General features: G+C 68.7%; 13 protein-coding genes. 4 read left to right on the forward strand and 9 right to left on the reverse strand.

Features of this window, described 5'->3' with window-relative positions:
• Positions 1–21: 21 nt before the first annotated feature.
• From DID99_RS19560 to DID99_RS19590, 7 genes are all read right to left on the reverse strand, one after another.
• Positions 22–510, reverse strand: a complete 489-nt coding sequence (locus tag DID99_RS19560) for a hypothetical protein (protein WP_124667375.1) — start codon at positions 508–510, stop codon at positions 22–24.
• 124 nt (positions 511–634) lie between these two features.
• Entirely contained in the window at positions 635–844 is a 210-nt protein-coding gene (locus DID99_RS19565) for a hypothetical protein (protein ID WP_044847609.1), read from the reverse strand.
• A gap of 149 nt (positions 845–993) precedes the next feature.
• The gene (sctD, locus tag DID99_RS19570) at positions 994–2,346 is read right to left on the reverse strand and encodes a type III secretion system inner membrane ring subunit SctD (RefSeq protein ID WP_124667331.1); all 1,353 of its coding nucleotides are present in this window, start codon (positions 2,344–2,346) and stop codon (positions 994–996) included.
• Entirely contained in the window at positions 2,327–4,366 is a 2,040-nt protein-coding gene (gene sctC, locus DID99_RS19575; RefSeq protein WP_124667332.1) for a type III secretion system outer membrane ring subunit SctC, read from the reverse strand. The genes sctD and sctC overlap by 20 nt, the downstream gene beginning before the upstream one ends.
• Positions 4,366–4,644, reverse strand: a complete 279-nt coding sequence (gene sctS / locus DID99_RS19580) for a type III secretion system export apparatus subunit SctS (protein ID WP_044847606.1) — start codon at positions 4,642–4,644, stop codon at positions 4,366–4,368. The genes sctC and sctS overlap by 1 nt, the downstream gene beginning before the upstream one ends.
• Complete coding sequence (sctV, locus tag DID99_RS19585; protein WP_124485366.1) at positions 4,641–6,854, reverse strand: type III secretion system export apparatus subunit SctV; 2,214 nt, start codon at positions 6,852–6,854, stop codon at positions 4,641–4,643. Before sctV ends, sctS begins: the two co-directional genes overlap by 4 nt.
• Positions 6,855–7,092: 238 nt before the next feature.
• A complete protein-coding gene (locus tag DID99_RS19590) occupies positions 7,093–7,926 on the reverse strand; it encodes an autoinducer binding domain-containing protein (protein WP_044847604.1) in 834 nt (277 codons plus the stop codon).
• A 280-nt stretch (positions 7,927–8,206) separates the two neighbouring features.
• On the opposite strand from DID99_RS19590, the gene DID99_RS19595 reads away from it, so the two are divergent.
• Positions 8,207–9,112 (forward strand): LuxR family transcriptional regulator, encoded by a 906-nt coding sequence (locus tag DID99_RS19595; protein WP_124667333.1) that lies wholly within the window; start codon positions 8,207–8,209, stop codon positions 9,110–9,112.
• Between the two features lie 83 nt (positions 9,113–9,195).
• On the opposite strand, the gene DID99_RS19600 is transcribed toward DID99_RS19595, so the two are convergent.
• Together DID99_RS19600 and DID99_RS37320 are read right to left on the reverse strand one after the other, a co-directional pair.
• Positions 9,196–10,842, reverse strand: coding sequence for an Nramp family divalent metal transporter (locus DID99_RS19600; protein ID WP_044847603.1), 1,647 nt, complete (start codon positions 10,840–10,842; stop codon positions 9,196–9,198).
• A 112-nt stretch (positions 10,843–10,954) separates the two neighbouring features.
• Complete coding sequence (locus DID99_RS37320) at positions 10,955–11,092, reverse strand: hypothetical protein (protein ID WP_185500299.1); 138 nt, start codon at positions 11,090–11,092, stop codon at positions 10,955–10,957.
• A gap of 252 nt (positions 11,093–11,344) precedes the next feature.
• On the opposite strand from DID99_RS37320, the gene DID99_RS37325 reads away from it, so the two are divergent.
• The 3 genes from DID99_RS37325 to DID99_RS19610 all read left to right on the forward strand — a co-directional run bounded on the left by DID99_RS37325 (position 11,345) and on the right by DID99_RS19610 (position 14,016).
• A complete protein-coding gene (locus tag DID99_RS37325; RefSeq protein ID WP_185733790.1) occupies positions 11,345–11,674 on the forward strand; it encodes a hypothetical protein in 330 nt (109 codons plus the stop codon).
• A gap of 487 nt (positions 11,675–12,161) precedes the next feature.
• Positions 12,162–12,431 (forward strand): hypothetical protein, encoded by a 270-nt coding sequence (locus DID99_RS19605; RefSeq protein WP_124667334.1) that lies wholly within the window; start codon positions 12,162–12,164, stop codon positions 12,429–12,431.
• A gap of 112 nt (positions 12,432–12,543) precedes the next feature.
• Complete coding sequence (locus DID99_RS19610) at positions 12,544–14,016, forward strand: carbohydrate porin (RefSeq protein ID WP_124667335.1); 1,473 nt, start codon at positions 12,544–12,546, stop codon at positions 14,014–14,016.
• The last annotated feature ends 24 nt before the right edge of the window (positions 14,017–14,040 follow it).

Here is a 14,040-nt window from a genome sequence, read left to right on the forward strand (position 1 = left end):
AGGCGCACGCACCGGCTTTCGCTACTCCTGGGTCTTCAGCACCGTGTGCGTGAAGCCGTTCGCCGCCTGCGCGACCGACAGGCTCAACTGGTATTCCGAAATCGTGGTGGTCGCCGTCCACTGGAAATCCATCGCCTTCACCATCGTCATCAGCGGATCGCTGCGGTTGTCCGCCATCGACGTCAGCATCTCGGTGCGATGCTTGTCGATGTTCGCGTACCGCGTGTCGAGATCGTTGCCGTAGGTGCGCAACCGCTCGACGAGCGACGAATGGTTCGCCTGCGCGGGTGTCGCGGGCGTCATCTGCACGGCCGGCGCCGCATCGGCCGGCGCGCGCGACATCATCGCGACGCCCGACGCCGACGGCGACGTCGCGGCCGGCGCGGCACCCGGCTGCATCAACGCATCGAACTGGCGCACCTGCGCCGGATCGGCCGTGCCCGCCTGCTGCACGGCACCCGCGAGCGCGGCCGCGCCCGGGGGTGCCGCGCCTACGCCTGTTACCGACATGATCGTGTCCTCCTTGACCGGCAGCGCCGGGAACGGGCCGGCCGCCACGCGCATGCGCCCCGCCGGGCGCCCGTCACGGGCGGCCCCGGCATCCGGCGTCGCGCGGCACGGCCGGCGACCGGCGTCATGCGCGGCCGGCGGAACTCAGGTGTTGCGCAACCTGGGCGTTCGCCGTCCCTTCCTGCGCGGTCACTGCGTTGCTGGTTTCGAACGTCGCGGTCGACTGCTGGACCTGGAAGTTGATCTTCGTCAGTTCGAGCTGCGTCTTGGTCAGGTCGTCCGCCTGCTGCTGGACCTGTTGCGTGTTGTTGGCACCAGTCGGGGGGGTACTCATGTTTCGCTCCTTTGCATGTACGTCATTGAACTGCTTCCCTGTTCCGGCGGCGGCCCCATGCCCCACCGGCGACGTGACGCGCCGCATGCGCGGCGTGTCGCGTAATGCGCGCACCGCGCGACACGCGATGCGCAAGTCCTGTCGCGGCGCTAACGCGCCGCCGCCTTCGATGCGCCGGCCGCAGCAACCGCCGGTACCGCCGGCGCATCCGGCAACAACGCCGGTCCGGGCACCGGCTGTGCGACGCCGGCCGCCGCGCCGCTCGCGAGCGGCGGCACGGGCGGCGCCGATGCCCGCTCGGGCGCGCTCGCGGACGGACCGCCGAGCGGCATCGTGATGCGCTGGCCGTTGCGTTCGAACACCACTTCGTCGGGGCCGATCGACACCACGGTCGGCCCTTCCTTCAGCCGCGCGCCTTCGAAATAGCGGCTGCCGTCGGCCGTCTCGATGTAGCGCTGGTCGCCGTCGCCCGCGAACACCGTCGTGATCTCCGGAATGCCCGCGACGCCGCCGAGCGTCGTCGCGGTGCGCGGCGCGGCCGCATCGGCGTCGCGCACGTGGTCGACCACCTCGAGCGCCGGGCGCGCGTCCTTCATGTAGTTGCGGATACGCGGCTCGATCTGCGCGCGCTCGGCCGCCCCCGCCAATTCGATCCGGCCGCGGCCGAGATAGGTGACCGTCAGCGCCGTGTCGCTGAAATACGTCTGCGCGGTCGCGACGAGATCGCTGACCACGTAGAGGTTGCCGAGCGCCGCGTTGTCGACGCCCGCGACGATCTGCGCGACGCGCTCGCGCGCGGCCGGATCGCTCACGTAACCCGACACGATCACGCCGTCGTCGCGCGGCGCGACGGCGAGCTCCGGATACGCGTGCAGCAGCTGCTGCAGCCGGTGCGTGCGCGCGAGCACCGACTCGTGCTGCCACGGCAGGCGCCCCGACCATGCGACGAAGCCGTAACCGAGCGCGCCGAGCAGCACGCCGATCCACAGCGCGACGACCGCGATCACGAGCCGCCGGCTGCCGAGGCGGCGCAGCCCGCCGGTGAGCCAGCCGAGCCACGCGGCCTCGCGCGCGGCGTCCGGCGCGTCGGCCTCGTCGGGCACCGCGACGCTCGCCTGCGCATGACGCGCGATGCCGAGCTTGATCGAGCCGACCGTCACGACATCCTGCGGCGTCATCGAGCGGCGGCCCGCGCCGAGCGGCGCGTCGTTGAACAGCACCGGCGCGCCGCCGTCGCCGCCGTGGTTCTGCACCGTCACCGCGAGCGCGCCGACCTGCAGGCATACCTGTTTCGCGCCGATCTCGCGATCGGGCAGGATCACTTCGCAGTCGGCCGCGGTGCCGACCCAGTTCGCGCCGCGCGCGAGCGACATCGTGCGGCCGTACATCGGCCCGCTGAGGAAGCACAGGTTCCACGGCGACGCGAGCGCTCCGGCCGCGGCGCCCGCCGTGCCGCCATGCAATGCGCCGTCGCCGTGCGGGTCAATGATGGTCGTCGACATGGGTGGACGCTCCTGCGGTCGTCGCCACCGGCTGCGCCGCCGAATCCTTCGGCGGCGGCAGCGCGGGCGGGCCGAACTTGGTGCCGGGCAGTGGCGCGGGCGTGAGCGGCACCGCGATGTCGTTGTCCGGCGGGCGATACATCGACGTGCCGTTCGAACCGGCCGGCCCGTCCGCGCCCGGGTTCACCGGCGAGCCGTCCGGCGCGTACATCGACGCGGTCGTCACCACGCGCGGCGTCAGCAGGTAGAACCGCTCCATGTGGTTGCCCGACTTGTCGGTGTACTTGAACAGGTTGCCGATCAGCGGGATGTCCGACAGCCACGGCACGCCGCTCTTGTTCAGCCGCACCTCGTCGTCGTTGAAACCCGCGATCAGGAGGCTCTTGCCTTCGTCGATCATCGTCTTGGTGACGATGTTGCGCTGCTGGATCACCGGCACGTTCGACACGGCCTGGCCCGGCACGATGTTGCCGTCCTGGATGTCGATCGACATCATCACGCTCTGCGGGTTGCCGGACACGGCGGCCGCGTTGCGGATCGCCTCGTCGACGATCATCGGCGTCACCTTGATGCTGGTGCCGGTCGTCACGCTGTACAGCGACGAATCCTGGTAGCCCTGCACCTGCACGTAGAACTGCGTGAGGTTCTCGAGAATGGCCTCGGTGTTGTCGAGCGCGAGCACCTTCGGCTTCGAGCGCAGCTGCGCCTGCCCCTTTTGCGCGAGCGCGTTCACGCGCGTGAGCAGGTAGTTGCGCAGCGAGCCGCCGATCGACGCGGTCAGCGCGATGCCGGTCGGCATGAAGGTGCCGGTCTGCCCCGTCTCCGACGCGCCGACGCCGAACGTCAGCGGCGGATTGCCGGCGCCGTTGTACTGCGTGTTGCCGTTCAGCGGATTCGCGCCGTTGCCGATCTGCACGTCGCCGTGCGTCGTGTGCAGGCGCCAGTCGATCCCGAGACTGTCGAGCGAATCCTCGTTGATGTCGATGATCGTCACGTTGATCTCGACGATGCGCGGCCGCTCGTCGAGCTGGTTGATCAGCGACTGGTAGCGGTACATGTTCTCCGGCAGGTCGCGCACGATCACCGCGTTGATCGCCGGATCGGCGACGATCTGCGGCAGCGTGTCGCCACCGCCGCCGATCGAGAACGGCGAGACGCCGCCGGCAGCGGTGTCGCCACCGCCATAGCCGGCCTGGCGCGGGCCGCCGGCAATGTCCGGGAAGTCGAGCCGCGGCACCGCGATCGTCAGCCCCGAGCCGAGCTTCACCTGGCGCGCGGCCTGCCCGAGCGGCGTGCTCGACGGCAGTTCGCTCGTGCCGCCGCCCTTGCCGAACAGCCGGTGCAGGATCGTCGCGACGCCCGGCACCGTCACTTCCTTGCCCGAGCGGTTGATCGTGAAGTCGGACGCCCAGCCGTACCGGAGCCGGAACGCGCGGATGTCCGCATGCGCGCCGTTCGCCGACGGATCGCCGACCGAGCCGACCGCCTGCCGCACGAGCTCCACGTAACGACGCGGGCCGGCCACGTACACGCTGTTCGCGCGATCGTTGATCACGAGCGTGTAGCGCTTGTCGGGAATCTGCATCGCCTGCAGCGCGCGGCCGATCTCGCCGGCCGCGTTCGGCGGGATCGGGATCATCTGCGTCTGCGACTGGTCGGCCGGGTCGACGTACAGGAACGAGCCGTCGTAGTACCACGTGAGCCCGTAGGTCGAGCAGATCGTGTCGAGCGTCTGCTGCGGCGTGCCCGAGAAGCGGCCGCTGATCACGCCGTCGACCTTCGGGTCGACCACGGCCGTCACGCCCTGCGACGATGCGAGCTCGCGAATGAAGTCGCCGATCTTCTTGCCGTTCGCGACGATCGTGAACGGCTTGTTGCGCCAGCGCAGGTCCGCCGCGCGCGCCGGCTGCGCGACCGTCACGCACAGCGACGCCGCGAGCAGCGCGGTCGCGCACATGGCGAGCGCGGCCCGTTGCAGGCGGCGCGGTTGAAACCGGATCGGGGCGACGCGTCGACGCATCAAGACACTCCTGTGGAAGAAACGAACATGCGTTCCAGCGCCTGCTGCGCGAAGCGCAGCACCTCGCTGCCGAGCCAGCCCGACAGCAGCACGAGCGCGACCATCACGGCGATCAGCCGCACCGCGATGCCGAGGTTGGCGTCCTGCACCTGCGTGACGGCCTGCAGGATCGCGACGACGAGGCCAGTGACGGTGGCGATCAGCACGATCGGCAGCGACAGCAGCAGCACCAGCATCAGCGCCTGCCGGGTCAGGTCGAGGATCGTCGAGCTCGTCATTGCACGACTCCCGGCGCACGCACGCCGGCGCCCGCGCCGAGCGTGCCGTCGTCGGGCGGGTTCTTCACCCAGCCGACCGTATGCAGCTGCACGTCCTCCTCGACCTCCTGGTACGACAGCACCGCGAGTTCCGGCAGCACCGGCTGCAAAATCGTCTTCACGTAGCGGCGCGCGCCGAGCGCGACCATCACCGCGAGCCGCGCGGCGCCCGGCGGGTTGCCGTGACCGCCTGCGCCTGCTGGCTGCGCCGCCGTCGCGGCCTGCACGATCGCGCGCACCTGTTCGCCGATGTCCTGCTTGATCGCGCTCGACAGCGCGAGGAAATTGCCCTGCTTCGTGCGCATCACCGCGTTCTCGATCCGCTCCTGCAGGTTCTGCTCGAACAGCACGACGCGCAGCTGCCGCGTCGCGCCCGCATGGCGATCGGTGATCATCCGGCGCAGGTCGACGCGCACCAGCTCGACCAGCGCGATCACGTCGTCCGGCTCGTTCGGCGCCCACGTGATCAGGCTTTCGAAAATCACGCGCAGGTTGCGGATCGGCACCTGCTCGGCCAGCAGCCGGCGCAGCACCTCGGTCACGCGCTGCAGCGGCACGAGCCGCGTCAGTTCGCCGACGAGTTCCGGATGCTCGCGGCGCACCAGGTGCACGAGCGCCTGCGTTTCCTGGATACCGAGCAGCTCGTCCGCATGCTGGCGCACGATCTGCTCGACGTGCGCGGCGAGCGCGCCTTCGCTCGTCAGCCACTTGCCGTCCGGCGCCGCGCCGTCGGGCTTGATCCACAGCGCGGTCGCGAACGGGCCGAACGCCTCGGCCGGCTGGCGCTCCGCGCGCTCCGGCAGCGGCGCGACGCCGTCCCACAGCAGCCAGCCCGGCTTCAGCGCGCCCTGCGCGGCGAGCACGTCCTGCAGATAGATCCGGTACGTGCCGGGTGCCGCCCCTTCGTCGTCGTTCAGCGTGATGCGTGGAAACACCGTGCCGATGTCCGCGTCGACGCGCGCCTTCGCGCTCGACAGCGCGGTCTGCAGCTGCGCGAGGTTCAGCGTCGTGCGCAGGTCGTCCGACAGCGACACCGCGATCAGCGACGTGACGCCTGCCGCATGCGACACCTTCGCGGGCTGGCCGTCGTCGGTCGCGCCGATGCGGCCCGCGATATGAATCAGGTTGAAGCTCGGCGCGGTCGTCTTGCGCTTGAGCTGCGTGAAGGCGAACGCGCCGAGGCCGAGCGCGATCAGCGCGAACGACCATTTCGGAAAACCGGGCACGACGAGGAACCCGGCCAGCACCAGCGCCGCGATCAGCAGCGCGCGCGGATGCGCGCCGAGCTGCTCGCCCAGCTGTTCGCCGAGCTGGCGCTGTCGCGTGTCGCGCGTCGCGACGCGCGTCGTCACGATGCCCGCCGCGATCGACACCAGCAGCGACGGGATCTGCGACGCCATCCCGTCGCCGACCGTCAGGATCGCGTAGCGCTGCAGCGCCTCGCCGATATCCATCCCGTGCATCAGCGTGCCGACCGCGATGCCCGCGACGATGTTGATGAACGCGATCACGAGGCCCGCGATCGCATCGCCCTTCACGAATTTCATCGCGCCGTCCATCGCGCCGTGCATCTGCGATTCCTGTTCGAGCTTCTCCCGGCGCTCGCGCGCTTCGTCGGCGCTGATGATGCCCGCGCGCAGGTCCGCGTCGATGCTCATCTGCTTGCCCGGCATCGCGTCGAGCGAGAAGCGCGCGCCGACTTCGGCGACCCGCTCCGAACCCTTCGCGATCACGATGAACTGCACGACGGCGATCACGAGGAACACCACGCCGCCCACCACGACGTTGTTGCCGACCACGAGCCGGCCGAACGCGTCGATCACGTGGCCCGCGTTCGCGTGCAGCAGGATCAGCTTGCACGACGCGATGTTCAGCGCGAGCCGGAACAGCGTGGTGAACAGCAGCAGCGCGGGAAACGACGAGAAGCTGACCGCCGACGGCACGTAGGTCGACACCGTCAGCAGCACGACGCTCGCGGCGAGGTTCAGCGAGATCATCCCGTCGAGCGCGGCTTGCGGCAGCGGCAGGATGAACAGCGCGACCACCGACACGATGAACGCGGCGAGAAACAGGTCGGCGCGCGGCGATGCCCCGAGACGTCGCCCGGACACGCTGCGGCCGGCGGAAAAGATCCGCTGCCAGTCGCGAGGGAGCGCCTTCGGTTCTGCCATCGTGCCGTCGTCCTGTCGTTGTCGCCGGCGGGCGCGGGCCGTCATGCCCCGCGTCGCGCGGACCGTTGAATGGGACGAGTGTAGCGACGCGCAACCGCGTAAAAAGGGATGCGCCTCGTAGCGTCGCAGCCGTTTTCCGGTGACGATCGGATCGGACTACGAAACCCGGCGGCGCCTGCGCGCGCGCATCGCCGGAACCGCTTCCATCGCGCGGCTGGCGCCGCGCGGGGAGACAGGGTCAGGACTCCAGACGGCGCGCGGCGAGATACGCGAGCTGCGCGCGGTTCTGCACGTTGAAGAGTTTTTCGAGCGAGCGGATATGGTGACCGACCTTGTGCAGCGACGTGCGCAGCGCGCTCGCGATCTCCTGGTCGGACAGCCCGTGCACGAGCCGGTCGAGCACCTGCTGCTGTTCGTCGCCGAGCGCGAAGCCGCGCATGCGCGCGATGCGCGCCTCGAGAAACGGCAGCGCGACGCGATGCACGGCGAGGCTCACCGAGAGCGCGCCGCCGATCACGCGATCGTCGATCCATTCGGTGCCGTGGGCTTCCGACGTCACGTTCACGGCAACGCGCAGGTCGAGCCGCGGCGCCGACAGGCTGAAGATCACGCCGCTGTTCATTGCATGCGCGCGCAGATGGCCGGCCAGCGCGAGCACCTTGCGGTCGCCGCTGCCCTGCGCGGCCGACTCGATCTCGTCGAGCCGCCACGCGACCGGGAAGCCGCTGCTGCGCACCTGCGCGAAACGCGGGTCGCTCTCGTAGAGCATGCCCTCGATATACGGCTGCATGAACGTCGCGGGCGCGAGGTCGCGCAGCAGATGCGCGCACAGGATGCGCCGCCCGATCATCTCGTAGGCGCCGTAGCCGAGCGTGCTGAAACCGATTTGCCGCAATCGCGCATGGCATTGGGAGAAATCGACGGAAGCGAGGTCGGATTTACCGGGCGCGATTTGAATGCCGGTAAAAACGTCGCGCTCGATTGCATGAATTTCTTTCGAATAAGCGGCAGCGGCCGCGATATCGGCTTGCGAGAACCACTCGACGCGTGGCGCGTCGTCAGCATATGTCATGAGGAGCCCACCCTTTCCCAATATGTGAACCTGCCCCGTCACGATTTGGTCTTTTCTTTATGATTTTCTGGTCGACTCTATACCGGTGCGAATATGAACCTTTCGCCCGAATTAGTATTACGGCATATTACGCGCATACAGGCATTTTTGTACAATGCCCCCGCGTTTCGTCTGGATGACGATCGGCGCATATCATAAAGATGCTCGATCGCATCGTCGCGGGCACCGTGCACGACACGGCTGCCGCTGCGCGATGCGCGTCGATTCCGAGGGATGGCTCATGTCCGATATTGCATTGCAAGAAGAAGCGGTCGCCCCAACCTTGCCCCGTCCGCCGCGGCGGACGGTCGCCTGTGCCGACGCGTCGAGAGCGCGCCCGGTGCAGGTCGTCTGGTGCGACGACGTCAAGCGCGACGACATCGCGCAGCCGCACGCGCCGAAGCTCGGCGTCGCCGATACGCTCGCGCACGCGCAGAGCACCGCCGAACGCAACCGGATCGTCACCAGCCTGCTGCACCTGACGGGCTTCTCGACGTTCGCGTATTTCGCGCTCGAATTCTCGCGGGAGCGTGTCGAAAGTCTCTACCTGCACGAGGCGTTCACGCCGCCCACTTATCGCGGCGACTACGTCCGGCACAACCATCACGACATCGATCCGCGCACGCTCGACGCGCGCGTGTGCAACATGCCGATCGTGTGGGACCTGCAGCAGCTGCGCCGCGAACACCGCGCGCGCGACGGCGGCCCGTGCGTGAGCCCGGCCGCGCTCGACGGTTTCCTGCAGACGATGCAGGACGACGGCATGTGCAGCGGCATCATGTATTCGATGGCCGTGCCCGGCACGCGGCTGCACGCGTTCATGAGCTTCACCGCGCCGCGCCGCACGCGCGAATGGATCACGCCGGCGACGATCGAGCAGGCGCTGTCGATCGGGCTGTCGGTGCACAAGTTCGCGTCGCCGCAACTGATCGCGACGTCGCGCGAACGCGCCGTGAACGGGCTCACGCCGTTCGAGCAGGAACTGCTGCTGGGCATCGCGGAAGGCGCGTCGGACAAGGAGATCGGCCGGCGCCTCGACACCAGCGCGCACAACGTCGACTATCACCTGCGCAAGCTGCGCAAGCGCTTCGGCGTCGCGAACCGGATCCAGCTCACGTACCTGACGTCGAAGCTCGAGCTGATCTGACGCGCGCGCTTTGCCCGCGTAAACGCACATGCCGGCCTCGCGGGCCGGCATGTGCGCACACCAGGAGATGACGCCGAACGGCGTTACTTCAGCAGCGTCATCTGCACGACCTTGACGATCACGAGACCGACCGCGATCACCAGATAGCCGCGCAGCACGGCCATCCAGACGCGCGTCGCGACCGTCATGTTCTGCGGTTCGAGCGTGTCGAGCGGCGGCATGCGCCAGGTGGCGCGCAGCGCGCGATCGATGCCCGGCTCGACGACGCGCTTGTTGCGGCGGATCAGCACCGTCGCGAGATAGCCGGTGATCGCGAGCACGGTGCCGCCGACCAGCACGTCGATGATCGCTTCGCCGCTGATGTCCGGATACATCACCGACGCGGTCAGGATGATCGACAGCAGCACGAGCACCCAGATCACCGCGCCCGTGAAGATGTTGAGCTTCGTCGAGTTGACCCACGGGCCGAGCACCTGGCGATCGTTGCACAGCACGAGCAGGAACACCGTCGCGCTCGGCAGCAGCACGCCCGCGAGCGTCTGCACCGCTTCGGTCAGCAGGCCGAGCGGGCTGCCCGGGATCAGCACGAGCGCGGCAGCGGCCGCGACGATCCCGAAGTAGACGAGATAGAAGCCCTTCGCATCGGACACGCCGCGATGCAGCGAATGACGGATCTTGAACACGTCGCCGATCGCGTACGCGGTCGACAGCGACACCGCCGCCGCGCCGATGATGCACGCGTCGAGCAGCGCGACCGCGAACAGCGTCGCGCTGGTGCGGCCCGCATACTTCTCGAGGCCCGCGATCACGCCGCCCGCGTCGCTGAAGTTGCCCGCCTCCGAATGGCCGCCGAACAGCGCCGCGCTGAAGCCGATCATCGCGACCGCGCCGATCAGCACGAACGCGATGCCGATCCACAGATCGACCTTCTCGTACTTCATGAAGCGCGGCGTGATGCGCTTGTCGATCACGTAGCTCTGCTGGAAGAACAGCTGCCACGGCGCGACCGTCGTGCCGACGATGCCGATCACGAGCAGCATCACGTCGGACAGCTTCGCGTGCGTGGGCCAGTTCGGCACGAAGAAGTCGCGCGACATCTGCGCCACCGGCGGGTGGATCGACACGAGCACCGGCACGAGCAGCAGGCTCAGCACGCACAGCACGATCGCGAACCGCTCGAAGCGCCTGAAGTCGCCGGTACTCACGGCCGCCATCGTCAGCGCGGCCGCCACGCACACGCCCGCGATCTTCGGGAGCCCGAAGAAAGCCAGCACGAACGTGATGCCGATGAACTCGGTGACGATCGTCAGCGCGTTGAGCAGGAACAGGTCGATCACGCTGAACGCGCCCCAGAACTTGCCGAAGCGCTCGAAGATCAGGCGCGCATGGCCGACGCCCGTGACCGCGCCGAGGCGCAGCACCATTTCCTGGTTCACGTACAGCACCGGCACGAGCAGCAGCAGCGTCCACAGCAGCGTCGTCCCGTAGTTCTGGCCGGCCTGCGTATAGGTGCCGAAGGCGCCCGCATCGTTGTCGCCGACCATCACGATGAGGCCGGGGCCGATGATCGCGAGCAGCGTGCGCAGGCGCGCCCACCACGTGCCGCGCGCGGCGGTGTCGTGATGCGCGATGGTGCCGAGCGCGCCGCGGATGTCGCCCAGGTGGGCTTCGTCGAGCACGGCACTGCGTTCGACGGCGATCGGTGGAGAGACGTTGGATGGCGTGGACATGATGAATTCCGTACGGCTGGTTTTTTTCGGTCAAGCGTGTGGTCTTGGAATACGCGCGCGTAACAGGCCCGGGGCCCGCGCGCGCATGCCGAGACGCGCTCGGTGTTTCAGTTCAGCGAAGCAGCGATTTCAACCGGTTGAACAACCGGGAAAACACCCGCGGACGGGCGTCGAGCATCGGCATCGCGTCGTAGTGCGGATGCGATCGCGTGACTTGCGGAAGATTCGACAGCAGAAGGCCGAAGTTCATGGTCTGGCTCCTGGCGGCAACGGCATGCATGCCGGCCGCGTGGTGGGTGCGGGGCCAGTCCGGGGCCTGAACGACGTGTCAGGCTAGTCGGCCGGCATGTCCCTGCGACCCGGGTTCAAAAGGGTCTGTTGGTGCAACGGGCATAAGGGACAACTGTCACTGTCGTTCATGGCGGCTCCTGTGCGGTGTTCCGGAGAACACGGTTGGCCGCCGCCCGGCGCGCGGGCCGCCGTTCGGGTGCATGCGAAACGCATGCGCGAACGCGGCCGCGCGCCGGGCGGCGGCGAAACCGGATGGCGCATGCGCAAACGCATCACGCTAACCGGCGCGAATCAGGGTGCACGAGGGGGTTACTGCGAAATACTGCTGCGCGCACCGTTTGCCTGGGGGACAAACGGCGGCTTCGATGAGGCGCGGACGTCGGTCGCTCAGGCGGAAACTTCGTTCGAAGATCGACTACTGCAGGCGTCCAAGGCGGCGGCCCCAAGAGTGAAGATGGCGGATTCTATGGACCGGCCGAAACGGAAGTCAACCCTTTGGAACAGGCTTGACGGAATATTTTTTCGGGTTCATGCGGACTGAAAGATTCGCGCCCCAAATGACGCGCCGCAACCTTTCAGCGCCTCGGCGCGCACGCGCCGCCGATGCGTGCGAGCAACAGTCGCCGCGCGCCGCCGGCGGGCGGTCGCAGCGGGCATCGACCGGCCCCGGTGGGGCGGCGCACGCGGTGCGAAATGCGCAACGTCGCCGCCTTTTTTGCTTGCACCGCAGCAAAACTCGCGACTACAATCCGCCCCAATTCATCAAGGGAGTCCCTTCGTGGACGCATGCTCCAGTTGCAGTTCGATGCCGGTCCAGGCCGGCCAAGCCATCGCGAGATAGCAGCCAGGCGCATGTCTTTCGCCGCTAGCTCGCAATCGTCGGGTTAGCGCGCTTCCTCCCGGGCCGGCATCGCCGGATTGTCCGTGTCGCACGCTCCGTTACGTTCCAACCGCCGAGCGCCGGTCGCGTCATGCACCCGTGCTCGATCACGTCGTCCGGCAGGCGCCGGACCGGACGGAGGCACGTCATGTCGTTTCAATCGCTCATGGGCAGACTCAGGCAACTCGCGCGTGTCGTGTCCGACCGCTCGTTCGCTTCGGCCCTTGCACCGCTCGCCCACACGTTCGGCAACTGGCGCGGCAGCGCGCTCGCGCACCTGCCGGCGGCACCGCGCCCGCTCGACTGCGTGCTGGCCGGCGCGATGGCGGCCGCCGTCGCGCTCGTCGCGCTGCTCTGTGCGACCGCGTCGCGCCTCGGCTTCACGCAGGTATGGCGGATCGGCGGCTGGCTGCCGTAACGGGTCGCGCGCGCAACGCGCAGCATGCCCGCGCGCCGCCGCCCGCACCTGCGCCATCGCTTCACGTTTTCACTGCTTCAGCCAAACCAATCACTCGAATCATGGAGCCCGCATGAAAAATCGCTTCGCATCCGCGCCGCGCACAGCGCGCCTCGACGCGCTCGCCGCGCTGTTGCTGTCGCTCGCGGTCGCGCCTGCGTTCGCGCAATCGTCGTCACCGGCCGCCGGAGCCAGCGACACTGCCGCCGCCCCCGCACCGGCCGCCGATGCCGCCGCGCCCGCCCCCACCGGTTTCTGGGAACGGTCGAACCTGCTCGGCAACATGGGCGGCCTGCGCGACGTGCTCGGCGATCACGGCGTCACGCTGAACCTGCAGGAAACCAGCGAGTACCTGTACAACGCCGCGGGCGGCACGCAGCGCGGCGGTGCCTACCAAGGCCTCACGCAATTCGGCTTCAACGTCGATACGGAGAAGGCGATCGGCCTGCCGGGCGGCACGTTCAACGTGTCCGGGTTGCAGATCCACGGCACCAACCTCACGCAGCGCTATTTGCAGACGCTGCAGACCGCGACCGGCATCGAGGCGAATTCGACCACGCGGCTGTGGGAGCTCTGGTACCAGCAGGCGTTCCTCGCCGGCAAGGCCGACGTGAAGATCGGCCAGCAAAGCGTCGACCAGGAATTCATGGTCAGCCAGTACGCGGCGACGTTCATGAACGCGACGTTCGGCTGGCCCGTGCTTCCGGCGACCGACCTGCCGGCCGGCGGCGCTGCCTATCCGCTGTCGTCGCTCGGCGTGCGGCTGCGCGTGAAGCCGGCCGACGCGTGGACCGCGATGGTCGGCGTGTTCGACGGCAATCCGGCCGGCCGCAGCGACGGCGACGCGCAGGTGCTGAACGCGCACGGCACCAACTTCAACCTGCGCAGCGGCGCGTTCGTGATCGGCGAACTCCAGTACGCGCTGAACGCGCCGCCCGCCGACCCGAAGGCACCGCAACCGGCCGGCCTGCCCGGCACGTACAAGCTCGGCTTCTGGTATCAGTCGCAGCACGCGAACGATCCGCGCGTCGGCACCGACGGGCTGTCGCTCGCGGATCCGGCCAGCAACGGGATCCCCGCCACGCATCGCGGTAACTACGGTTTCTATGCGGTCGCGGATCAGATGGTATGGCGGCCGTCGGCGGACAGCCCGCGCTCGGTCGGCGTGTTCGCGCGCGTGATGGGTGCGCCGGGCGATCGCAACGTCGTCGATTTCGCGGCGAATGCGGGCGTGACGCTCAAGGCGCCGTTCAAGGGCCGTGACGACGATACGGCCGGCATCGCGGTCGGCTACGTGAAGATCGGCTCGCATGCGCGTGCGCTCGACGGCGACACCGGCAGGTTCACGACGCCCGGCTATCCGGTGCGGCGCGCGGAAACGGTGATCGAGGCGACCTACCAGTACCAGGTCGCACCGTGGTGGCAGGTGCAGGCCGACCTGCAGCACTTCTTCCGGCCGGGCGGCGGCATTCCGGACCCGAACGCGGCCGGCGCGCGCATCGGCGACGAAACGGTGGTCGGCGTGCGCACGACGATCACGTTCTGACACCCGCGCATGCGGCGCGGACCG

Origin of the sequence: Burkholderia sp. Bp8986 (assembly GCF_003854225.1) — a bacterium.
Classification (GTDB): domain Bacteria; phylum Pseudomonadota; class Gammaproteobacteria; order Burkholderiales; family Burkholderiaceae; genus Burkholderia.

Coding starts and splice junctions, on each gene's coding strand:
- DID99_RS19560 (WP_124667375.1), bottom strand. CDS start 510: ATGTCGGTAACAGGCGTAGGCGCGGCACCCCCGGGCGCGGCCGCGCTC.
- DID99_RS19565 (WP_044847609.1), bottom strand. CDS start 844: ATGAGTACCCCCCCGACTGGTGCCAACAACACGCAACAGGTCCAGCAG.
- sctD (WP_124667331.1), bottom strand. CDS start 2,346: ATGTCGACGACCATCATTGACCCGCACGGCGACGGCGCATTGCATGGC.
- sctC (WP_124667332.1), bottom strand. CDS start 4,366: ATGCGTCGACGCGTCGCCCCGATCCGGTTTCAACCGCGCCGCCTGCAA.
- sctS (WP_044847606.1), bottom strand. CDS start 4,644: ATGACGAGCTCGACGATCCTCGACCTGACCCGGCAGGCGCTGATGCTG.
- sctV (WP_124485366.1), bottom strand. CDS start 6,854: ATGGCAGAACCGAAGGCGCTCCCTCGCGACTGGCAGCGGATCTTTTCC.
- DID99_RS19590 (WP_044847604.1), bottom strand. CDS start 7,926: ATGACATATGCTGACGACGCGCCACGCGTCGAGTGGTTCTCGCAAGCC.
- DID99_RS19595 (WP_124667333.1), top strand. CDS start 8,207: ATGTCCGATATTGCATTGCAAGAAGAAGCGGTCGCCCCAACCTTGCCC.
- DID99_RS19600 (WP_044847603.1), bottom strand. CDS start 10,842: ATGTCCACGCCATCCAACGTCTCTCCACCGATCGCCGTCGAACGCAGT.
- DID99_RS37320 (WP_185500299.1), bottom strand. CDS start 11,092: ATGAACTTCGGCCTTCTGCTGTCGAATCTTCCGCAAGTCACGCGATCG.
- DID99_RS37325 (WP_185733790.1), top strand. CDS start 11,345: ATGCGCGAACGCGGCCGCGCGCCGGGCGGCGGCGAAACCGGATGGCGC.
- DID99_RS19605 (WP_124667334.1), top strand. CDS start 12,162: ATGTCGTTTCAATCGCTCATGGGCAGACTCAGGCAACTCGCGCGTGTC.
- DID99_RS19610 (WP_124667335.1), top strand. CDS start 12,544: ATGAAAAATCGCTTCGCATCCGCGCCGCGCACAGCGCGCCTCGACGCG.